Below are 19949 nucleotides of genomic sequence, written 5' to 3'. Positions count from 1 at the left end.
CGACGCCGACTACCGCGGCGCATTCTCGCGGTTGCTCCGCGAGAACAGTTTTTTGAGATGCGCCGGCGAGAAGAAGGAGCTCGGCCGGTCCATGTGGACGCCGATCTCGCCGGATAGTGCCCACAGCCCGGTCCGCTGGACCGGCTCGGGGAGGGAGTAACACCGGCGGATCGCCGAGCCGAGCCGGATTTCGGTGCCGATTGCGTCCCGCCACCCCGACTCGTAGTCGGCGAGCGTCGCCGGATCCCTCGGGTCGATCACCTCGGCCGCCACGTCGGCCGCGGTCATCCCGTAGAGGATCCCCCCGCCGGTGAACGGCTTCGTCTGCGCGGCGGCGTCGCCGATGAGAAATGCCCGGTCCGTCGTCACGCGCTCCGGCGGACCGACGGGGATCGCTCCGGAGCAGAAGTGGTCGGTCGTCACGTCGTACGCGTCGGTGAGCCGGTCGAACATCGCGGACACGTCGTCGCTCGGCGGCGCCGCGAGCCCGTACTCCACGCCGGCGTCACCGCGGGGGATCCGCCACGCGAAGAACGTCGGCGCGGTGAGGTGGACGTCGACGAGGTCGCCGTCGTCGGGAGCCTCGTCGAACGCGAGCACACCGTGGAGCAGTTCGTCCGGCTCCGGGAGACCGAGCGACCGTCGGACGCGCGACGTGGGGCCGTCGCAGCCGGCGACCATGCGCGCCTCGACCGTCTCCACGTCGCCCGCGGGCGTCCGGACCTCGACGACGACCCGGTCGTCACGCTCGTCGACGCCGACGACCGTGTGGTTCTCTCGGACATCGGCGCCGGCCTCACGCGCGCAGTCGGCGAGAGTGCGATCGAGTCCGACGCGGTCGATCACGTTCGAGACGGGCTCGGACTTATAAAACGGGTACGCCTTCGACCCGGGGCCACCGACGTGGAAGCGCGCGCCGTACACCCGGTTCTGGAGGAGTTCGTCGCGGGCGTCGTCCGGGACGTACTCCCATACGTCGTCCGAGACGTGTCCGGAGCAGGCCAGCGGGGTCCCGATCGACCCCTTCTCGAAAACGACGACATCGCGACCGGCCGCGGCCGCGCGGCGGGCGAACCGCGACCCCGGCGGCCCCGCGCCCACGACGACGAAATCATGCATGGGCGCAGCGTCGTGACGGGGACTTATAATTACGATGTGACTTACTCCAGTTGAGCCAGCAGGTTGAGGACGTAGACCGTCCGAAGTATTGTCGCGGATTGGCCCCTGCCAAACACCAGTTCGTCGCGGTCGAGTACGTGCGAGAGCACGTCCGCAGAGGCGTGTTCCGGCGCCGCGGCGATCCCCGCGTCGTGCTCGGCAGCCCACTCCATCACGCGGAGATCAGACTTGCTGTCGCCCATCACGAGTAGGAACGGATCCCGCACATCGAGCACGTCGAGCGCCGCCTCGACGCCTGCAACCTTGTCTAACTCTAGCGAGCTGATCTCCGCGGCGTCCGCGCGGTAGTAACCGACGTCTATCCGGTCGAACAGCGCGGCGACCGGTTCCGGCACGTCCTCGATTTCGGCCGGGTCGTCGATCGGGTTATCGACCGCGGTCGCCTCGATCACCTCTCGGATCTCGGGGTCGGCCGCCGCGTAATGAGCGCGCGCCCACGCCGCGCCGCGGTCCGCGAGGTCGGCGTTGGTCGCGTCGCCCTCAGTGTCGAAGTCACTCGGGTCGAGGTCCTCAGCGATCCGATCGACGACCACCTCGCCGAGCAGGTCGATCAGGTGGATGAGCCCGTCGTCGATCACGGCCTCGGCGTCCGCGCCGCCGGTCTCGAAGTTCGGCTTCAGGGTGACGTTGAACTCGTTGCCCTGAAGGTGACAGCCGCGTCGGACGTTCTCGGGCGCATCGGGGAGCACGCGCGACCGCACCGCGCCGAAGACCCCCCGGACCGCCTCGTCGAGGTCCTCGTACAGCAGGCACTTCGTGCGCGATCCGTGCCCGGCCGTGAACACGCCGTTGCCGGCCTCGTAGACGATCGAGAAGCGCCCGGAGTGGACGAGTTCGTTGCCGAGCCCCTGGATCATGAACCCCTTCACATTCTCCAGCGTCTGACCGGTGCAGATAACGATCGGCACGCCGGCGTCGTGCAGCTCCGTCAGCATGTGGAGCGTCTCGCGGGGGATCTCGTTGTCCGTGCCGCCCGCGGACCGGAGCGTCTCGTCGACGTCCAACACGAGGGCGTTGACGGCGCGGTCGTAGCGCGCGTGCAGATCGAGCGCAGTGAACGCCGCCTCGCGGTCAGCGTAGGCCGCGACCTCCGCGAAGGTGGCGCCCGCGGGCAGCGCTTCGCGAATCTCGCGTTTCAGCCGAGCGAGCTCTTCGCCGGCGTCCTCCCAGTGTTCCAGCGCTACCCGCGAGTCGACCGGCGGGAACAGGTCCACGAGCGACTGGTACTCTCGGAGGGTCTCCACGTCGAACTCGTCGTATAAGCGATAGAGAAGATCGTGCCGCTCCATGATCGCCCCTCCGAACCGAGGTGCGTAAAACGTGCCGCCTCCCGCTCGAACGATGGACGTTCCGGCGTCGCTACTCAGATCTGCGCCGCGCCGCCAGCCACTCCAGCGCCGCGTCGAGGTCGGTCTCCGGCGGCGAGCACGTGCGCCCCTCACAGACGTAGGCGGTCGGCTCGCCGTCGACCGCGTCGCGGTCGGCCCAAATCGGCGGCGCTTCGTCCATATCAAGTCGGTCGAGCCACGCCGCCAGCCCGTCTTCGGTCGGGGGGCGCGGGGCGACGAGCGCGCCCGGCAGGTAGCGCTCCCCGAGCGTCTCGCGCCACGCGTCCGGCACTGCGTCGACGGCGATGGTCACTTCGATCCCGCCGGAGGCGACGCGGTCGGCGGCGCGCACGAGCGAGACGTGTTCCAGCGGGCTCGCGCGGATCCGGTCCGCGTGGGTCGTCACGACCGTCTCTGCGACCTCGGCGAACTCGCGGTCGGTCCGGAAGCCGTCGAGGAGCGCGAGCGTCTCCGCCGCCACGCCGAGGCTCGACGGGGTCGACTGGTCGGTGAACTCCTGCGGCCGGGCGAAGAGGGTATCGTCGCCGCCGTGACCGGCGTTTCCGTCCGGATCCCGCGTGAAGTAGATCGTCCCGTCCGCTTCGTCGTAGAAGTCCGAAACGACCGTCGCCGCCAGATCGAGCGCGAATCCGAGCGCCTCCGGGTCGCCGGTGACCGAGTACACGTCGAGCGCGCCGCGCGCGAGGAACGCGTGGTCGTCGAGGTAGCCCGGCCCGCGCACGTCGCCGTCGAGCCAGCGCCGCGCGAGGGTCTCGGTCTCCTCGTCGTACAGGCGCTCGCGGCAGAACGAGAGCGCGTCGCTCGCGATGTCGGCGTACGGCTCGCCGAGGACTTGCCCGGCGGTGGCGAACGCGGAGATCGCTCGACCGTTCCACGACGCGAGCACCTTCTCGTCGCGAGCGGGGCGCGGCCGCGACTCGCGCGCCTCGAAGAGCGCGACGCGGGCCGCCGTCAGGGCTTCTCGGACCGCTTCCGTCGACATGTCGTGCTCATCGGCGAGCTCCGCGATCGACGCCGCGATCGTGGGGACGGTCGTCCCGCGCTCGAAGTTCCCCCCCGAGCGGATCCCGTACCGGTCCTTCGCGAGCGACGCCGCGGGTTCGTCGAGGACCGCGTCGACCTCGGCGGGCGTCCAGACGTAGAACGCGCCCTCGACGTCGGCGACGTCGTCGGCGTCGTCGCTCTCGTCGGATCCCGCGTTCCCCCGCCTGTTCTCGGGCGGTCGGCTCCGAGCGTCGAGCGTGCTGAAGAATCCGCCGTCGTCGTGGCGGAGTTCGCGGTCGAGAAATCCGAGTGTCTCGCTCGCGACGCGGGCGTACGAAGCGTCGCCCGTCAACCGATAGCCGTCGAGGTACGCCATCGGAAGCTCCGCGTTGTCGTACAGCATCTTCTCGAAGTGCGGGACCGTCCACTGGCGGTCGACCGCGTACCGGTGGAACCCCCCGCCGATCTGGTCGTACATCCCGCCGCGGGCCATCCCGTCGAGGGTACCCGTTGCGGCCGTGAGGGCGGCGTCGCCGCCGCTCCGCGCGTACGCCCGCAGGAGGACGTCGATCCGACCGGGCATCGGGAACTTCGCGCCCCCGCTTCCGAACCCACCGTACTCGTCGTCGTATCCGCGGATCGCCGCGGCCGCGGCCTCGTCAAGGAGGTCGGGGCCCGGGGGGCCCGCGCCGCCCGTACCGCTCGCGTCGCCAGCAGCGTCCGGCTCCGGCACCGACTCCAGCTCGTCGCGGGCGCTCGTCGTCCACTGGTCGGCGCGCCGCTTCATCTCCTCGCGCTGCTCCGGATCTGCCCACGAGTCGGCGATGCGCTCACAGAGGTCGCGGAACCCCGGCTGGTTCCGGCGCGGCTCCGGCGGGAAGTAGGTCCCCACATAGAACGGCTTCCCCTTCGGCGTACACCACGCCGACAGGGGCCACCCGCCCCCGCCCGTGACGAGCTGTGAGACGGTCATGAAGGTGCTGTCGACGTCGGGCCGCTCCTCTCTGTCGACCTTCACGGGGACGAACTTCTCGTTGAGTACGGCGGCGATCGACTCGTCCTCGAAGCTCTCCTCGGCCATCACGTGACACCAGTGACACGAGGAGTAGCCGATCGAGACGAACACCGGCACGTCGTGTTCGCGGGCGCGCTCGAAGGCCTCCTCGCCCCACGGCTGCCAGTTAACGGGGTTGTCGGCGTGCTGTTGGAGGTACGGACTCGCCTCCCCGTCGAGGCGGTTCCGCTCGGTCGGCTGTGACATACGCCCGATTCGATCCGGTGCGGCAAAAACCCGTCACACGAGCGACGGCCGCCGCATGTGTCCACGAACGTGTTCATCTCTGTGCAGATAGAGAGTAAAGCTTACACTACCGTGTAGTGATCGGTCGCACATGACGGAGACCGTACTCTTGGTCGGGGGCGGCGGGCGCGAACACGCGATCGCCCGCGCCGTCGCCGACGACTGCGCGCTGTACGCCTGCGCGAGCAACCGAAACCCGGGAATCCGCCGACTCGCAGACGGGTTCGAGACGATCGATGAGACCGACGCCGAGGCGGTCGCCGACTACGCGACCGCGGTCGGCGCTGATCTGGCTGTGATCGGACCGGAATCCGCGCTCGCGGCGGGCGTCGCCGACGCGCTCGACGAGGCCGGCGTGTACGCCTTCGGCCCGCAGGCCGAGGAGGCGCGCTTAGAGACGGACAAGGCGTACCAGCGCGAGTTCATGGACGAGGCCGACATCCCCGGCTGTCCGGACTACGCGGTGTTCGACGACATCGAGGCCGCCTGCGACCACATCGACGCGTACGACGGCGACCTCGCGGTGAAGCCGGCCGGGCTCACCGGCGGCAAGGGCGTGAAGGTGATCGGCGATCAGGTGACTGCCGAGGAGGCCAAGACGTACCTCCGCGATTCCGACTACGACCGGGTCGTGTTGGAAGAGCGGCTCGTCGGCGAGGAGTTCACGGTGCAGGCGTTCGTCGCGAACGGCGACCTCCGCACGACCCCCGCAGTGCAGGACCACAAGCGCGCCTACGAGGGCGACGAGGGACCGAACACCGGCGGGATGGGCTCGTACACCGACACCGGCCTCTCGCTGCCGTTCATGGCCGAGGGCGACTACGACGACGCCGTCGACGTGCTGGAGGCAGTCGTCGACGCGCTCCCCGACTACAAGGGCGTCCTCTACGGCCAGTTCATGCTCACCGCCGAGGGCCCGAAAGTCGTCGAGTTCAACGCGCGCTTCGGCGACCCGGAGGCGATGAACACGCTCCCGGTCTTGGAGACGCCCTTCATCGACGTGCTCACGGCCGCGCGTGACGGAAACGACCTCCCCAAACTCTCCTTCACCGGCGAGGCGACGGTCTGTAAGTACGCGGTGCCGGAGGGGTACCCGACCGACCCCGACGCGGGTGCGAAGATCGCGGTCGACGAGGAGAGCGTCGGCGACGCGCTCCTCTACTACGCCAGCGTCGACGAGCGCGACGACGGGCTCTACACCACCACCTCTCGGGCGTTCGCGGTCGTCGGTCGCGGCGACTCCATCGCGGCCGCAGAGGCTGAGGCCGAGGACGCGCTCGCCGCCGCCGGCGACCGCGTCCGCATCCGTCACGACATCGGGACGGCCGACCTCGTCGAGCGGCGGATCGAGCACATGGCCGAGATCCGAAAGTAGCTCGCGCCGTCAGCGATACTTTTACCGGAGCCGCCCGAACGCTCTCCCGTGACTCACGAGGACGAGCGTCTCGGCGCCGCGGAGACTGACGCCACGGAGAGCGACGGCCACCGCGGCGACCGGCTGGAGCGCCACCCGACGCCCGGGCCACGCAACTCCCTGTGGTCGTGGCCCAACGCGAAGTCACCGCTCGCGGTCGTCCGCAACTACGTCGTGATCGTGCTCGCGCGGATCTGCCCGAGCCTCCGACTGAAAAACTGGCTGTTGCGCCGGATCGGCGTCACCGTCGGCGCCGGCGTCGCGTGGGGGTTGGAGTCGACCCCGGACGTGTTCTGGCCCGAGCGGATCACGGTCGAAGATGACGCCATCATCGGCTACGACGCCACGCTGCTTTGCCACGAGTTCCTCCAAGACGAGTACCGCCTCGGCGACGTGGTCGTCGAGGACCGCGCGATGATCGGCGCGGGCGCGATCGTCCTCCCGGGCGTCACGGTCGGCGAGGGCGCCCGCGTCGCCGCGAATTCGCTCGTCGCCGAGGACGTGCCGCCCGGGACGACGGTCGCCGGCGTGCCGGCCGAGGTCGTCTCGCAGGCGGATGCAGAGCGCGAAGAACGGAGAGAAGACAACGACTAATCCGGCCGTCTCGGACTTACTTTCCGGCGTCCGCGGACTCGCCGCCGTCGCTTTCGGCGGCGCCTCCCGCGTTCTCGGTACCACTCACGTCCCCGGCGTCGCCTCCCTCGGACGTGGTCACTTCCTCGGCGTCGGTGATGTGCGCCTCGGTGCTCACGCTCTCTAAGTCGACGCCGACTTCGGTCGCGACCGCGTCGAGAACGGCCCGCTGTTCGGCCATCTCGTTTTCCAGCTTCTGTATCCGCTCGGAGGTGTCGAGGACGGTCGTCTGCGTCTCCTCGACCTCGCTGCGGAGCTCGTTTATCTTCTGGTACGTTCGCTCGGCCTTGTCGGCGAGCGTCTGGATCTTCTTCGCCGTGTCCCCGAATCCCATATCGGGCGATTGGGTTCGAGATACGTGGGCTTTTCCGTTCGGCGCGGTGAGCTCGCGGTCTCCTTGGCATTTCCCGGCGCCTAAGCGGGACGGTGGACTTTTGGCCGAACCGCCCGAGGTAACGGTATGAGCGTCGAGCGCGTCCTGTTGACGAACGACGACGGGATCGACGCCGTCGGACTTAGAGCGCTCTACGACGGGCTTTCGGCCGACTACGACGTGGTGACGGTCGCACCGACCGGCGACCGATCGTCGGCCGGGCGCGCGCTCTCGGACGGCGTCGATATCGCGGACCACGAGCTCGGCTACGCCGTCGACGGCACTCCGGTCGACTGCGTCGTCGCGGGGCTCGACGCGCTGGTCCCGGACGCCGACGTCGTGGTCGCGGGCTGTAACAAGGGGGCGAACCTCGGCGCGTACACGCTCGGGCGATCCGGGACCGTCTCCGCCGCGGTCGAGGCGGCCTTCTTCGACGTGCCCGCGGTGGCGACCTCGATGTACGTCCCGGGCGGGGAAGACTGGTGGAAGCGGAAGCTGGAGCCGGCGGAGTTCGCGAACGCGACCCGCGCGACCCGGTACCTCGTCGCGGAGGCGACCGCGTCGGGGGCGTTCGACCGCGCCGACTACCTCAACGTTAACGCCCCGATCGCGAATCCGGACGGAGAGCGCGACACCCCAGCGCCGATGCGCGTCACCGCGCCCTCGACATGGTACGGGATGGAGGCGGCACACGACGGAAACGGTCGCGTGAGCTTCTCCGACCCGATCTGGGGAAAAATGAACGAGGGCGATGTGCCCGACTCGGTCGGCACCGATCGCCGGGCGGTCATCGATGGGGAAGTCTCCGTCTCCCCGCTGTCGGTGCCGCACGCGGCCGAGCCAGACGCGGGGCTCGACGAGCTGGCGGCGGCGTACGGACGCGTGACCGAGAACGTTCGATGACTAACTGCTCCGAGACTACTCCTCGTCGGCGCTGACGGTGACCTTCGCCTCGCTGACCACGCGATCGCCCATCTCGTAGCCGGGCTCGTACACCTCGTGAACAGTCCCCGAGGGCTGGTCGCTTTCGACCCGCAACATTACCTGATGGCGGGCGGGATCGACTTCCTCGCCGGGTTCGGGATCGATGGCCTCGACGCCCTCGTCGGCGAGCACCTCGTCGAACTTCTCCAGCGTCGATTCGACGCCGGGGCGGAGATCGCTTCCCTCCTCCTGATCGAGCGCGCGGAGGAGGTCGTTGCGGACCGGTGTGATGCGCTCGACGAGCGCCTCCGAGGCGCGCTCGCGGATCTCGTCCTGCTTCCGCTTGGCGCGCTGCTTGTAGTTGCTGAAGTCCGCCTTCACGCGGGCGAGCTTGCTCGTCAGCTCCTCGACCTCTTCCTCGGCCGCGAGCAGTTCGTCGCGCGTCTCGGCGAAATCGGCTTCCAGCGCCGCGACCTCCCGAGCAAGGGCCTCGTCGTGCTCGGCGACGGCGGCGGCCAGCGCCTCACCGTCGGCGCGGGCGTCACTGCTCGCTTCCTCGGCAGCCGCGTCCGCGGTGCCGTTCGTCCTCGCCGCGTCGGCGGCGGCGTCGGGGGATTCGACCTCGACGTCGACGGCGTCGTCGTCGCTCATGTCCGATCGAAGTCGTTCGGCGTGCATAAGCGTTGCAGAACGTAACGGGCCCGCCTCAACCTCGATCAAAAATGCGTTCGACGGTGTCACCGCCGACCCGCGGGAGTATTTAAATCGGCACCCCCAAGCGGTCGTCATGACCGCGCCGAACCGGAACACGCTGTGGGCGCGCGCCCTGATCGACGAGCTCGTCGCCGCGGGCGTCGACGCCGTCGTGGCCTCGCCCGGGAGCCGCTCGACGCCGCTGACGGTGGCCGCCGCGCGCACCGACGACCTGCGCGTCTTCTCCCAACTGGACGAGCGCTCGGCCGCCTACTTCGCCCTGGGCCGCGCGCGCCGAACCGGGAAGGTGACGCCGCTGATCTGCACCTCCGGCACCGCCGCCGCCAACTACCATCCGGCCGTGATGGAAGCGAGCGAGGCCCGCGTCCCCCTGCTCGCGCTCACAGCCGACCGCCCGCCGGAGCTCCGCGACTCGGGCGCGAACCAGACCGCCGATCAGGAGAAGCTGTACGGTGACGCCGTCCGGTTTTATAAGGATCTGCCGGAGCCCGCCCCCAACGACCGCGCGCTCCGCTCGCTCCGGACCACCGTCGCCCGCGCCGTCGGGACCGCCGAGGGCGCGGATCCCGGGCCGGTCCACCTCAACGTTCCCTTTAAAAAGCCGCTGGAGCCGACCCGGGTCCTCGACGACGTGCCCGCCGACCTCGATCCAGTCGCCGAACGCGGTCGCGACGGCCCCTACGTCGACGTGACGCCCGGGTCGCCCGAGCCGGGCGACGACGCACTCCGGCGGCTCGGCAACGAGCTTATGACGACCGACCGCGGGCTGATCGTCGCCGGCCCCGCGGACCCGCCGGGGCTCGACGCCGAGGCCGTCACGGCGCTGTCGCACGCGACGGGGTTCCCGATCCTCGCCGACCCGCTCTCCGGCGTCCGGTTCGGCGGCCACACCCGTGTCGCGCCCGTGATCGGCGCCTACGACGCGTACCTCTCGGCGGAAGTCGCTGGGGAGGCGGGCGACGCCGATGCGTCTGATAGCTGGAACGACCCCGAAGTCGTCCTCCGACTCGGCGCGTCGCCTACCTCCAAGCGCCTCCGAAAGTACCTCGCCGAGACGGGCGCCGACCAGTACCAGGTCGATCCCGCCGGGCGCTGGCGCGAGGCGGAGTTCGCGGCGACCGACCTCGTCGTCGCCGAGCCGAGCCGCCTCTGCGCTCGCCTGTCCCGGCTCGTTGCTGGCGGCGACGGCGACGCTGACTGGCGCGCGCAGTGGGAGGACGCTGACCGAGTCGCCCAAGAGATCCACGGTCGAGAGCGAGACGGGGACATCCCGGCCGACGACGAGCCGGTCGAGTTCCACGAAGGCGACGCGCTCCGCGTGGTGGCCGACGCGCTTCCCGACCCCGCGACGCTGTTCGTCTCCAACTCGATGCCGGTGCGCGACCTCGACCGCTTCGTCGGGCCGACGACGACGAGCGTCACCGCCCTCGGCAACCGCGGCGTCTCTGGGATCGACGGGATCGTCTCCAGCGCGCTCGGCGCCGGCTCCGCGACGACCGACGACCTCACGCTCGTCGTCGGCGATCTGGCGCTCTACCACGACACGAACGGCCTCCTCGCGCTCGATCGCTGCGACGTCGACGCGACGGTCGTGCTGATCAACAACGACGGCGGCGGGATCTTCCACGAGCTCCCGATCGAGTCGTTCGAACCGGAGTTCACGGAGTCGTTCAAAACGCCGCACGGCATCGAGTTCGAGCCGATGGCCGATCTCCACGGGCTGGCGTACACTCGGATCGACGCGCGACCGGACTCCGTGGAGTCTGCTGGGAACGTCGCTGACGACCTCGCGGATGCGTACACGGGAGCCCGCGACGCTGACGGCTCGCACCTGATCGAGGTGCGGACGGACGCCGAGTCGAGCCACCGCACCCGCAAGCGCCTCGAAGCGGCCGTCGATCGCGCGGTCCACGGCGACGAAGCGGAATAGCCGGACGCGGTTCAGTCGACCTCGGCGGCCCCCGTCGCGGTCAGGTCGCATTCCTCCGCGATCACCTCGCCGACGAATCGATACCGACCCGGTGGCGGATCCCGCCACCTCGCCTCGTAAGTGGCCGAATCACCCGGTTCCAGCGTCTCACTGCCGAGTGCCTGCGTGAACATCCGGCCGGTGCTGTACCGCCAGACCGGGTCGGCGTCGCTATCTGCTTCGTCTCTCCCGTCCTTCCCGCCGATCCGGTAGGCCGCGAAGTCGACGCGCTGTCCGGTTCGGAACCGGAGCGTAACCGGATCGTCGCCCGCGTTCGCCACGGTAAGCACGAGGTCGACCCCTTCGTTGCCCGCGGCGGTCGTCAACGCTGCATCGAGCATGCGATCGGATCGCACACGACGTGAGTTAAAACCGCGTCCGGTCTCTCCAGTCCGTGAGAGTCGGTGGATACGACCTCCGTGGTCCCCTCACTGTTGTGCGGTCAAGCACCGTACTCCCCGCCGAGTTTCTCACCGGCCAGCGGGGCGGCGACCGTACTGCCGACGGCGATGGCGGAACCGAAGAACGCGACCAGCAGCGGTGGTTCGATGACGTACAGGAGCGCGAAGAAACCCCCTGCGAGTCCGAGGATGACGGATCCGGCACCGACTTCTCGGCGGTTCGACGGGTGGGCCGGCGTCGAATCGGCGACGCCGCGCCACACGAGCCACGCGCCGACGGCGCTTCCGAGCGCGGCCACGCTCTCGAAGGAGGCCCCCTGCAGCAACCCTAACACCCCGACGCCGACGCTAACGAGGAGCACCCGACCGGGGACGGTACCGCGGTCGGCGACGACGTAGAGCGCCCCCAGTACCACCAGCCCGAGACCGACTCCGACCACGACGTCTACGAGGTAGTGGACCCCTAAGACGAGCCGCGAGAGCGAGACGATCCCGACGACGGCGCCCGCGAATGCCAGCCACGCACGCGACCGTTTTCCCTCTCCAACAATGAGCGCGAACCCGCCCCACACCAGCGTGCTTCCGAAGGTGTGACCGCTCGGGAACCCCGGCCCGTCCGCCGTGGTGATATCGGCGAACACCCATTGGAGGACGGACGGAACCCACCGTACAACGGGCGGGTCACCCGCTCCGACCGGGCGCGGAAACAGGAAGAACCCTTTGAGAACCCCGATGAGGGCGACGTACGTGAGCAGGAGGCCGAGGATGAATAGACCGCGCCGCCGGTCGATTCCCCACCGGGGGAGCTCGTCGCCGGCGACGTAGAGCATGCCCCCGAGCAGAAAGAGGAACCAAACGTCACCGAGTTGCGTGAGCAGTGCGAAGAGCACGAGAACCGGGTCCGGTACCGACCCGTGGAGCGCCTCGGTGACTCCGATACTGCGGCCCTCTGGGAACATGTTCGTGCGGAATTCATCGGCTTCACCGCTGTTATAGCCTCGGCCCGTACTGGTCAATCGATCCGAACTGTCTCGTCTGCCGAGGATCTCGAGAGGGTCGTTCGCGGGCGATTCGGACGGGTGGTAGTCGGCGCCGATTCGTCGAACGACGGGCCGCCGCCGATTCGATCGCTCCGACGACGTGCCTAAGTCGCGGCTCCCCGTAGGGAATCGCGTGCAGGTCGTCGGCTACGAGTCGGGCGAAGGGTTCACCGTCGCCAGCGGCGGCGCGGTCGAGTTCGTCGAGGCGACCGCCGGTACGGAGCTCGCCTTCGGGCTCGGCGACCGCCGCTGTGCGGGAACCGTCCACAACGGCGAACATATCGCCTGCGACGCCGCCGACACCCCTTACTGCGATGCCCATGGGAGCGTCTGGGTCTGCGCCCGCTGTACGGGGACGTGTTTAAAAGACGAGATGGACTGCCACGAGGAGCACGCGGTGTACCTCGCGGCGTTCGCGCCCGACGTGTGGAAGGTGGGCGTCACGCGCCTGTGGCGGCTGGAGACCCGGCTCCGCGAGCAGGGCGCCGACCGCGCGGCTCACATCCGGACGTACCCGGACGGGCAGATCGCGCGCGAGGTCGAGGCCGAACTGGCTGAGCGCGACAATCTCGTCGATCGGGTACGCGTCCCGACGAAGCTCAGGGGATTCGGTCGCAGCGTGGACGCAGCGGCGTGGGAGTCGCTGCTGGACGGGTTCGATCCGATCGAGCGGTTCGCGTTCGATTACGGCCTCGACCTCGACGACCGTCCCGTCGCGGAGACGATGGCGGCCGGGACGGTCCGAGGCTGGAAGGGGCGCGTGCTCGTGCTCGATCGCGGCGGGTCGACCTACGCGGTCGACGCCCGCGATCTGGTCGGCTACGAACTCACCGAGGAAGTGCCGGATCGAGAGCTCCAGTCGAGTTTGGGCGCGTTCGGCGGGTGACTCTCGACGCGTCGAGTTCTCCCGCCGCTCATCCGTTCACTCCGCCCGCCGGAACCGGTGTCGGACTACGTCGGCGTCGTCGTCCCAGTCGAAGCTCCCGCCGTGCGCGTGAACCATTCGTTCCTTGTACGCCTCTAGCGACGGCGACCCCTCTCGTTTCGCGTCCTCGTCGGTCATGTCGCCGAGGGTGCGCTCGGTGACCTCGGTCAGCTCGAAGGTGACGCCGTCGACCTCGAAGGCGTCGCCCTCCTCGCCGTACCGGTTCCCGCGGTGGAGCTGGGTCACGTCGCCGTCGAGCGCAGCCTGTTTCACGCGATCGTTCGGGAGCAGGTCGGCGGGATCGTTGGCGGACATATCTGTCTGTTGGGCGCGGATCGGTTTATAAGCGCGGCCGACGGCAGGCGGGACCTGAAACGTGCTGACGCGCCTCACGTTCTGCGAATCTCGAAACGGTCGCTCGTGACGATCCACACAGACGTGAACACCCTTGTCGGCGGCCGAGCCGAGGGATTCAAGATACTGCCGACCCCCTTCTTCGACAATGCGTCAGGACCACCTCATCACCGCGACCCAGCTCTCGCGGGATGACATCGAGGCGGTGCTCGACCGGGCCCGGGAGGTCGCCGACGACCCCGCCGCCTACGCGGACCGGCACGCCGGCAGCGTACTCGCGCTCTGTTTCTTCGAGCCGAGCACGCGCACCCGGATGAGCTTCGACAGCGCGGCCAAACGCCTCGGGATGAATACGATCGGCATGGGCGACGTCGACTCCTCGTCGGTCTCGAAAGGGGAGTCGCTCTCGGACACCGTTCGCGTCATCGAGGGCTACGCGGACGCATTGGTACTCCGCCACCCCAGCGAGGGCGCCGCGACACTGGCCGCGGAGCGCGTCTCCGTCCCCGTCGTCAACGCCGGTGACGGCGCGGGCCAACACCCCTCACAGACCCTCCTCGATCTCCACACGATCCGCGAGAACCACGGACTCGACGACCTCACGGTCGGGATCATGGGCGATCTGAAGTACGGCCGCACGGTCCACTCGCTGGCCGCGGCGCTCACGGAGTTCGACGCCAACCAGCACTTCATCAGTCCGGAGTCGCTGCGGCTCCCACGCTCCGTGCGCTTCGACCTCCACGAAACCGGCGCACAGGTGCGCGAACACACCGATCTGGAGGGCGTGCTCGGCGAGCTCGACGTGCTGTACGTCACCCGGATCCAGAAGGAACGGTTCCCGGACGAAAACGAGTACCACCGCGTCGCCGGCGAGTACCAGATCGACGCCGAGACGCTCGAAGATGCGCCCGACGACCTCACCGTGATGCACCCGCTTCCCCGCGTCGACGAGATCGCGCCCGACGTCGACGAGACCGATCACGCGACGTACTTCGAGCAGGCGCACAACGGGATCCCGGTGCGGATGGCGCTGCTCGACATCCTCCTCGAGAACGCCGAGGGCGACGAGGGGATGGAGGTGGACCGATGAGCGACCACGAGCTGCGCGTCTCGAAGATCCGCGACGGCACCGTGATCGACCACGTCGAGGGCGGGCAGGCGCTCAACGTACTCGCGATCTTGGGCATCGACGGCTCCGAGGGGTACGGCGTCTCGGTCGGGATGAACGTCCCCTCGGACCGACTCGGCCGCAAGGACATCGTGAAGGTGGAGGAACGGGAACTTTCGCAGTCGGAGGTCGACGTGCTCTCGCTGATCGCGCCCGAGGCGACGATCAACATCGTCCGCGACTTCGAGGTGGTCGAGAAGAACCGCGTCACCCGCCCCGACAGCGTAACTGGCGTGCTCTCGTGTCCGAACCGCAACTGCATCACGAACGCCGGCGAGCCGATCGACACCCGGTTCGACGTGGTCGCCGACGGCGTCCGCTGCGACTACTGCTCGACGATCCTCCGGAGCGACATCGCCGACTACATCGACGTCTGACGGGGGAGGGCACCGTCAGCGATCGACGAGGGCTCCGGTAGATTTTAGCGCCCGCCGCCCGACGTGTCGGATATGAGCAAGAAACTGAAGCTCGTCGTAGTCCTGTCGCTGGTCGCGCTCGCGTACTTCCTGTTTGCCGGCGATAAGGAGCCGGTCGAAGTCCAGTAACCGGATCGCCGCGCACTCCTCGGCTGAATCGCTTGCCAACCATTTCCGCCGTTGATGACGAACTCCTCGCGGGCGGATGCCCGCCGTTTTTACCCGTCACTCCCGTAGTGGCGCGTATGTACGGGGTCGTCACGCGCAACGCGGACGAGGTCGAGATGGAGCCGTTCGATCTCGGCTTCTACGAGGTCAAAGACGTCACGGGGCGGGCGGCCGCTCCCCTGCCGAACGCCGTGAACATGGTGTCGTGTTTCGGTGACAACGCCGCGGCGAGCGAAAATCCCGACCTCGTCCCGGTCGACGAGCGCGGTGAGCCGGCAACTCGCGACCGCGACTACTTCGACTGGGCGTACATCTGCCCGACCCACCCGGAGTACCGCGAGGGACTCTTGGAGATCATCGAGGACTGCGCCACCGAAAACGACGACGTGCGCCTCGATGACGTGGGGTTCCCGCGAGAGGGGTTCTGTCGCTGTGACCGTTGCGAGCGACTGTTCGCCGAGAGCGACCGCGAGGACCGGGGCGACTGGCGAGCAGACGTAATCACCGAGTTCGTCGCCGACGCCGCCGATCGGGTCCCCGGTCGGGTGTTGCTCACGCTGTACCCCGATCCCTACCCCGGCCATCTTCGGGCGCGGGCCGGCCTCGACCTCGACCGCCTCGCCGAGCACGTCGACGAGTTCGTGGTCCCACTGTACGACACTGAGTACGCCACGACCTACTGGCTGGAGACCATCGCCCGCGGGTTCCGCTCGCGGCTCGGCGGCGACTACGACGTGCACGGCGCGCCGCCGGAGACCCCGTTTTCGCTGGAGCTGTACGCGGTCGACGTCGCGGTCGACGACCTAATTCACGCTGCGGAGGTCGCGGAGACGTACGCGAAAGACGTGTTTTTCGGCTATGACGCCAACAACGCAGCCGCTGCGCTGCGTCGGAAAGACGCCGACGCGCGCGAGGGCGAGGTTCACCGGCCGGAGTGACTCCATCGGCCGAACCGACTCCGTCGACCCGACCGACACGATCGGAGCCGCACGAACGAGGGTTTAAGTACCGGAGCGGCTGATGCTTACTCGACCGGCCGCCGGTGTGCGACACACTGGTCGTCTCGCGTTCGCGCGGGGCGGTCACCTTTCAACGTCCGCACCGTAGCGGCGGTCGCCCTACAGTGCTGAGCCGTCGGCTCGTCGATTGATTCTCCGAAGCTGCTTATAAATAACCGTAGAGAGGCCTATAAACTCGTCACTACGCCAGCTCCGCGATCACGTCGCCGATCCGGTCGATCGCGGCGTCGATGTCATCGCCGTCGACGTCGAGGTGGGTGGTGAATCGCGTCGTGTACTCGGCGAACTCCACGCAGCCGACGCCCGCATCCTTACAGGCCGTCACGAGGTCGGATGCCGTGATTCCGGCGTCCTCGGTGTGCGCGACGACGATGTTCGTGTCGGGTTCGGGCGCGTGGATCCCGTCGAGCGCGTCGAGGCCGGTCGCGAGTCGCTCGGCGTTGGCGTGGTCGTCGACGAGCCGGTCGACGTTTTCGAGGGCGAGCAGACCCGGCGCGGCGATCATCCCGGCCTGTCGCATCCCGCCGCCGAACAGCTTGCGGACGCGTCGGGCGTCCTCGACGAACGCCTCGTCGCCGGCGACGATCGAGCCGACGGGCGCGCCGAGCCCCTTGGAGAGACAGAAGGTGACGGTGTCGACGGGCGCGACGATTTCGCTCGCGTCGACGCCGAGCGCGACCGCGGCGTTGAACACGCGCGCGCCGTCGAGGTGGACCGGCACGTCGGCGTCGCGAGCGACCTCGGCAGCTGCGGTGATCTGGTTGACGGGGATCGCCGTCCCGCCGCGGTAGTTGTGGGTGTTCTCCAGCGACAGGAGTCCGGTGCCGGGCCGGTGGAGGTCCTCCTCGACGAGCCCCTCTCGGACCGACTCGGGCGTCGGGACGCAGCGATCGCCCGCATCGATCGTTCGGGTCTGGGTGCCCGAGAGCTTCGACGCGCCCGCCAGCTCCCACCGGTAGATGTGAGACTCGCGCTCTAAGAGGAGTTCCTGTCCGGGCTCGGTGTGAACATGGACGGCGATCTGGTTGGCCATCGTCCCGGAGGGGACGTACAGCGCGGCCTCGGTGCCGACCGCATCGGCGGCGCGGCGCTCTAACTCGTTGACAGTCGGGTCGTCCCGGTACACGTCGTCGCCGACCTCGGCGTCGCGGGCGGCCTCGCGCATCGCCTCAGAGGGAGTCGTGACGGTGTCGGATCGCAGGTCGATGGTGTCCTCGTCGATCTCCATTCGTTGCCGGCGGTTCGGCGGCCGGCCGGAAATAGGTCGCGCTCGGGGGCCGGTTCGTCCGGTTCCGACATGAGGCTCGTGCGCTGGCCCCCCCGTGGCGGTCGAGGGGCGGGTTCCGCGTCCGGTCCCTTCTTAACCGACGCGGCCGATCTGCGGCGTATGGCAACGGAAGCCGCGGCCGACGACGCAGCCGACGCCCCCGAGGCGTACGACGCCCTCCTGGACCGCGTTCGACGCTGGAACGCGGTCGGGAGCGCCGCCGGCGTGCTCGGGTGGGACCAACAGGTGATGATGCCCGAAGGGGGCACTCCCGCGCGGTCGAAGCAGCTCTCGACGCTCTCCTCGATCCGCCACGACATGGTCACCGACGAGGAGACGGGCGACCTGCTCGACGAACTCGCCGACGCCGACCTCACCGACGAGCGGGCGGCGGTCGTGCGCGAGATCCGCCGCGACTACGAACGCGCCGACGCCGTCCCCGTCGAGCTCGTCGAGGAGATCTCCGAGACGGGCACGGAAGCGCTACAGGCGTGGGAGGAGGCGAAAGCCGAGGACGACTTCGACGCGTTCGCACCCTACTTGGAGAAGCACGTCGAACTGAAACGCGAGTACGCCGAGCACATCGACCCCGACCGCGACCCTTACGAGGTGCTCTTCGAGGACTACGAGCCGTGCCTCTCGATGGAGCGCGCGGAGTCGATCCTCGAGGAGCTCCGCGAGACGCTCGTCCCCATGATCGACGCGATCCGCGAGTCCGACGCCGACCTCGCCGTCGACACCTTCGAGGGAACCTTCCCAGAAGCGGAGCAGGAGGCGCTGGCGCGCGAGACGCTCGAACTGGTCGGCTACGACTTCGACCGCGGCCGGCTCGACGTCTCCTCGCACCCGTTCACCGCGGGAAACCAGTTCGACTGCCGGGTGACCACCCGATTCGACGAGTCCGACCCGCTCGGCGCGATCGGCTCGACGATCCACGAGTTCGGCCACGCGCAGTACAACCTCGGGCTCCCGCAGGAGCAGTTCGGGACCCCGCTCGGGGAATCCCGTGATCTGTCGGTCCACGAGTCGCAGTCGCGGCTCTGGGAGAACCACGTTGGTCGCAGCCGGGCGTTCTGGGAGCTGTTCCTCCCGACCTTCCAAGAGCACTTCCCGGAGACCGACGACGCCACCGTCGAGGACGCCTATCAGGCGTTCAATCAGGTCCACGAGGACAACCTCATTCGCGTCGAGGCCGACGAACTCACCTATCACCTCCACATCGTCGTCCGGTTCGAGATCGAACGCGACCTGGTCCGCGGCGACCTCGCGATTGAGGACGTACCCGAGGCCTGGAACGACAAGTACGAGGAGTACCTCGGAATCCGCCCCGACAACGACGCCGAGGGCTGCCTGCAGGACATCCACTGGAGCCACGGCAACTTCGGCTACTTCCCCACTTACTCGCTCGGCTCCGTGATGGCCGCCCAGCTGTTCGCGGCCGCCGAATCGGAGATCGACGACCTCGACGACCAGATCGCCGCGGGCGAGTTCGACGACCTTCGGGAGTGGCTCGGTGAGAACGTCCATCAGCACGGCTCCCGCTACGAGACGAACGAGCTGGTGAAACGCGCCACCGGCGAGGACTTCTCGGCGGACGCCTTTACCGACTACGTCGAGGAGAAGTACGGCGAGCTGTACGGTATATAAGTCGTCTCGGCTCTGTTACTCATTATCTGTTGATATCCTATTCTGAACGACTCGATCATACCAACAGTCAGTCCTCGTTAACCACCGCTACCGCCACTTCATTTCGCCGCATAAACGGCGGTGTCCACGGGTCGTTATATCGGAGGAGATAGGGATCTCCCTCCGGTTCGATGCCTTCACGATCGAGTGTGGAAAGAAGCTTCTGCGTCCGTCGCGTGACCCGCCACTCTGGGGCGTACCAAGAAAACTGATCCACAGCGACTGTCTTCTGTGGTTCGGTGACGAGTGTGACATCCGCTTCCGTCGGTTCTGGTGCCGTTTCAGGAGTATACTCTGCGGGCAGATAGAACGCCATCCGGATCGTCTCAGCTTCAGTCTCGGACGCCTCTGACCGAACAGGAGTCGTCATCGCGATTGATTCCCCGGATTGAGTTTCGACAGGGGCCGTCATCGAGATCGACTCGTTAGCTTGGTTGGCTCCCGAGATGTAGTTGAAGAGTCGTCGAAATGCGATCCGCTGATTTGGTGCCGTCGTTTCGACAAGAATCGTCTGGGGATAGCGACGAAGTTCACTGCCGTTTAGCGTTCGTAGCTGTTCATACGGTACTGATTTTGTCTTCCTGGTCGAGTAGATGCCCCACCCAACCCAGCCAGCAAATACCACACCACCCCCAACGAGTATCGTTTTCGCGAGCGGTCTCATAC

Annotated in this window: 19 protein-coding genes; 9 read left to right on the top strand and 10 right to left on the bottom strand. The window is 68.2% G+C overall.

What is annotated here, in order from left to right:
* Positions 1-9 precede the first annotated feature (9 nt).
* The 3 genes from HLAC_RS06430 to HLAC_RS06420 form a co-directional block, all read right to left on the bottom strand.
* On the bottom strand, positions 10-1119 hold the full coding sequence (locus HLAC_RS06430) for a geranylgeranyl reductase family protein (RefSeq protein WP_015910032.1): 1110 nt from the start codon (positions 1117-1119) through the stop codon (positions 10-12).
* Positions 1120-1160: 41 nt separating this feature from the next.
* Positions 1161-2468: an HAD hydrolase family protein gene (locus HLAC_RS06425; RefSeq protein WP_015910031.1), complete on the bottom strand. Its 1308-nt coding sequence runs from the start codon at positions 2466-2468 to the stop codon at positions 1161-1163.
* Between the two features lie 70 nt (positions 2469-2538).
* The gene (locus tag HLAC_RS06420; protein ID WP_015910030.1) at positions 2539-4773 is read right to left on the bottom strand and encodes a thioredoxin domain-containing protein; all 2235 of its coding nucleotides are present in this window, start codon (positions 4771-4773) and stop codon (positions 2539-2541) included.
* Between the two features lie 130 nt (positions 4774-4903).
* Here HLAC_RS06420 and purD point away from each other — a divergent pair, with 130 nt between their 5' ends.
* Positions 4904-6187, top strand: a complete 1284-nt coding sequence (gene purD / locus HLAC_RS06415; protein ID WP_015910029.1) for a phosphoribosylamine--glycine ligase — start codon at positions 4904-4906, stop codon at positions 6185-6187.
* Between the two features lie 48 nt (positions 6188-6235).
* A complete protein-coding gene (locus HLAC_RS06410; RefSeq protein WP_015910028.1) occupies positions 6236-6820 on the top strand; it encodes an acyltransferase in 585 nt (194 codons plus the stop codon).
* Between the two features lie 16 nt (positions 6821-6836).
* Here HLAC_RS06410 and HLAC_RS06405 read toward each other — a convergent pair whose 3' ends face one another.
* Positions 6837-7193 (bottom strand): DUF5798 family protein, encoded by a 357-nt coding sequence (locus HLAC_RS06405; RefSeq protein ID WP_015910027.1) that lies wholly within the window; start codon positions 7191-7193, stop codon positions 6837-6839.
* A gap of 126 nt (positions 7194-7319) precedes the next feature.
* Here HLAC_RS06405 and surE point away from each other — a divergent pair, with 126 nt between their 5' ends.
* A complete protein-coding gene (surE, locus tag HLAC_RS06400; RefSeq protein ID WP_015910026.1) occupies positions 7320-8135 on the top strand; it encodes a 5'/3'-nucleotidase SurE in 816 nt (271 codons plus the stop codon).
* A gap of 15 nt (positions 8136-8150) precedes the next feature.
* Here the strand turns inward: surE and HLAC_RS06395 are convergent, their stop codons facing one another.
* Positions 8151-8807, bottom strand: a complete 657-nt coding sequence (locus tag HLAC_RS06395; protein WP_015910025.1) for a nucleotide exchange factor GrpE — start codon at positions 8805-8807, stop codon at positions 8151-8153.
* Positions 8808-8943: 136 nt separating this feature from the next.
* Here HLAC_RS06395 and menD point away from each other — a divergent pair, with 136 nt between their 5' ends.
* Entirely contained in the window at positions 8944-10800 is a 1857-nt protein-coding gene (gene menD, locus HLAC_RS06390) for a 2-succinyl-5-enolpyruvyl-6-hydroxy-3-cyclohexene-1-carboxylic-acid synthase (protein ID WP_015910024.1), read from the top strand.
* Positions 10801-10811: 11 nt separating this feature from the next.
* Here the strand turns inward: menD and HLAC_RS06385 are convergent, their stop codons facing one another.
* On the bottom strand, positions 10812-11180 hold the full coding sequence (locus HLAC_RS06385) for a BsuPI-related putative proteinase inhibitor (RefSeq protein WP_015910023.1): 369 nt from the start codon (positions 11178-11180) through the stop codon (positions 10812-10814).
* A gap of 101 nt (positions 11181-11281) precedes the next feature.
* Positions 11282-12199 carry a phosphatase PAP2 family protein gene (locus tag HLAC_RS06380; RefSeq protein ID WP_015910022.1) on the bottom strand — a complete coding sequence of 306 codons (918 nt, stop codon included), beginning with the start codon at positions 12197-12199 and terminating at the stop codon, positions 11282-11284.
* A gap of 214 nt (positions 12200-12413) precedes the next feature.
* Between HLAC_RS06380 and HLAC_RS06375 the strand changes: the two genes are divergently transcribed.
* Entirely contained in the window at positions 12414-13166 is a 753-nt protein-coding gene (locus tag HLAC_RS06375; RefSeq protein ID WP_015910021.1) for a DUF2797 domain-containing protein, read from the top strand.
* 36 nt (positions 13167-13202) lie between these two features.
* On the opposite strand, the gene HLAC_RS06370 is transcribed toward HLAC_RS06375, so the two are convergent.
* Positions 13203-13520 (bottom strand): ASCH domain-containing protein, encoded by a 318-nt coding sequence (locus HLAC_RS06370; protein ID WP_015910020.1) that lies wholly within the window; start codon positions 13518-13520, stop codon positions 13203-13205.
* Between the two features lie 187 nt (positions 13521-13707).
* Between HLAC_RS06370 and pyrB the strand changes: the two genes are divergently transcribed.
* The 3 genes from pyrB to HLAC_RS06355 all read left to right on the top strand — a co-directional run bounded on the left by pyrB (position 13708) and on the right by HLAC_RS06355 (position 16249).
* Positions 13708-14649 (top strand): aspartate carbamoyltransferase, encoded by a 942-nt coding sequence (gene pyrB / locus HLAC_RS06365; RefSeq protein ID WP_015910019.1) that lies wholly within the window; start codon positions 13708-13710, stop codon positions 14647-14649.
* A complete protein-coding gene (gene pyrI / locus HLAC_RS06360; RefSeq protein WP_015910018.1) occupies positions 14646-15104 on the top strand; it encodes an aspartate carbamoyltransferase regulatory subunit in 459 nt (152 codons plus the stop codon). Before pyrB ends, pyrI begins: the two co-directional genes overlap by 4 nt.
* 284 nt (positions 15105-15388) lie before the next feature.
* On the top strand, positions 15389-16249 hold the full coding sequence (locus tag HLAC_RS06355; RefSeq protein ID WP_015910016.1) for a glycoside hydrolase family protein: 861 nt from the start codon (positions 15389-15391) through the stop codon (positions 16247-16249).
* 262 nt (positions 16250-16511) lie between these two features.
* On the opposite strand, the gene HLAC_RS06350 is transcribed toward HLAC_RS06355, so the two are convergent.
* Complete coding sequence (locus tag HLAC_RS06350; RefSeq protein WP_015910015.1) at positions 16512-17558, bottom strand: threonine aldolase family protein; 1047 nt, start codon at positions 17556-17558, stop codon at positions 16512-16514.
* A 159-nt stretch (positions 17559-17717) separates the two neighbouring features.
* Here HLAC_RS06350 and HLAC_RS06345 point away from each other — a divergent pair, with 159 nt between their 5' ends.
* The gene (locus HLAC_RS06345) at positions 17718-19244 is read left to right on the top strand and encodes a carboxypeptidase M32 (RefSeq protein WP_015910014.1); all 1527 of its coding nucleotides are present in this window, start codon (positions 17718-17720) and stop codon (positions 19242-19244) included.
* 67 nt (positions 19245-19311) lie between these two features.
* Here HLAC_RS06345 and HLAC_RS06340 read toward each other — a convergent pair whose 3' ends face one another.
* Positions 19312-19947, bottom strand: coding sequence for an SOUL family heme-binding protein (locus tag HLAC_RS06340; RefSeq protein WP_015910013.1), 636 nt, complete (start codon positions 19945-19947; stop codon positions 19312-19314).
* Between the last annotated feature and the right edge of the window lie 2 nt (positions 19948-19949).

Origin of the sequence: Halorubrum lacusprofundi ATCC 49239 (assembly GCF_000022205.1) — an archaeon.
GTDB classification, from domain to species: Archaea; Halobacteriota; Halobacteria; order Halobacteriales; family Haloferacaceae; genus Halorubrum; species Halorubrum lacusprofundi.
Note: the sequence above shows the minus strand (reverse complement) of the source record. Positions and strands in the feature narration are given on the sequence as shown.

Bases quoted from the DNA above. Each gene is read 5' to 3' on its own strand.
- HLAC_RS06430 (WP_015910032.1), bottom strand. From the start codon at position 1,119: ATGCATGATTTCGTCGTCGTGGGCGCGGGGCCGCCGGGGTCGCGGTTC.
- pyrI (WP_015910018.1), top strand. From the start codon at position 14,646: ATGAGCGACCACGAGCTGCGCGTCTCGAAGATCCGCGACGGCACCGTG.
- HLAC_RS06345 (WP_015910014.1), top strand. From the start codon at position 17,718: ATGGCAACGGAAGCCGCGGCCGACGACGCAGCCGACGCCCCCGAGGCG.
- HLAC_RS06370 (WP_015910020.1), bottom strand. From the start codon at position 13,520: ATGTCCGCCAACGATCCCGCCGACCTGCTCCCGAACGATCGCGTGAAA.
- HLAC_RS06420 (WP_015910030.1), bottom strand. From the start codon at position 4,773: ATGTCACAGCCGACCGAGCGGAACCGCCTCGACGGGGAGGCGAGTCCG.
- HLAC_RS06340 (WP_015910013.1), bottom strand. From the start codon at position 19,947: ATGAGACCGCTCGCGAAAACGATACTCGTTGGGGGTGGTGTGGTATTT.
- surE (WP_015910026.1), top strand. From the start codon at position 7,320: ATGAGCGTCGAGCGCGTCCTGTTGACGAACGACGACGGGATCGACGCC.
- menD (WP_015910024.1), top strand. From the start codon at position 8,944: ATGACCGCGCCGAACCGGAACACGCTGTGGGCGCGCGCCCTGATCGAC.
- HLAC_RS06405 (WP_015910027.1), bottom strand. From the start codon at position 7,193: ATGGGATTCGGGGACACGGCGAAGAAGATCCAGACGCTCGCCGACAAG.
- HLAC_RS06385 (WP_015910023.1), bottom strand. From the start codon at position 11,180: ATGCTCGATGCAGCGTTGACGACCGCCGCGGGCAACGAAGGGGTCGAC.
- pyrB (WP_015910019.1), top strand. From the start codon at position 13,708: ATGCGTCAGGACCACCTCATCACCGCGACCCAGCTCTCGCGGGATGAC.
- HLAC_RS06425 (WP_015910031.1), bottom strand. From the start codon at position 2,468: ATGGAGCGGCACGATCTTCTCTATCGCTTATACGACGAGTTCGACGTG.
- HLAC_RS06350 (WP_015910015.1), bottom strand. From the start codon at position 17,558: ATGGAGATCGACGAGGACACCATCGACCTGCGATCCGACACCGTCACG.
- HLAC_RS06380 (WP_015910022.1), bottom strand. From the start codon at position 12,199: ATGTTCCCAGAGGGCCGCAGTATCGGAGTCACCGAGGCGCTCCACGGG.
- HLAC_RS06355 (WP_015910016.1), top strand. From the start codon at position 15,389: ATGTACGGGGTCGTCACGCGCAACGCGGACGAGGTCGAGATGGAGCCG.
- HLAC_RS06395 (WP_015910025.1), bottom strand. From the start codon at position 8,807: ATGAGCGACGACGACGCCGTCGACGTCGAGGTCGAATCCCCCGACGCC.
- purD (WP_015910029.1), top strand. From the start codon at position 4,904: ATGACGGAGACCGTACTCTTGGTCGGGGGCGGCGGGCGCGAACACGCG.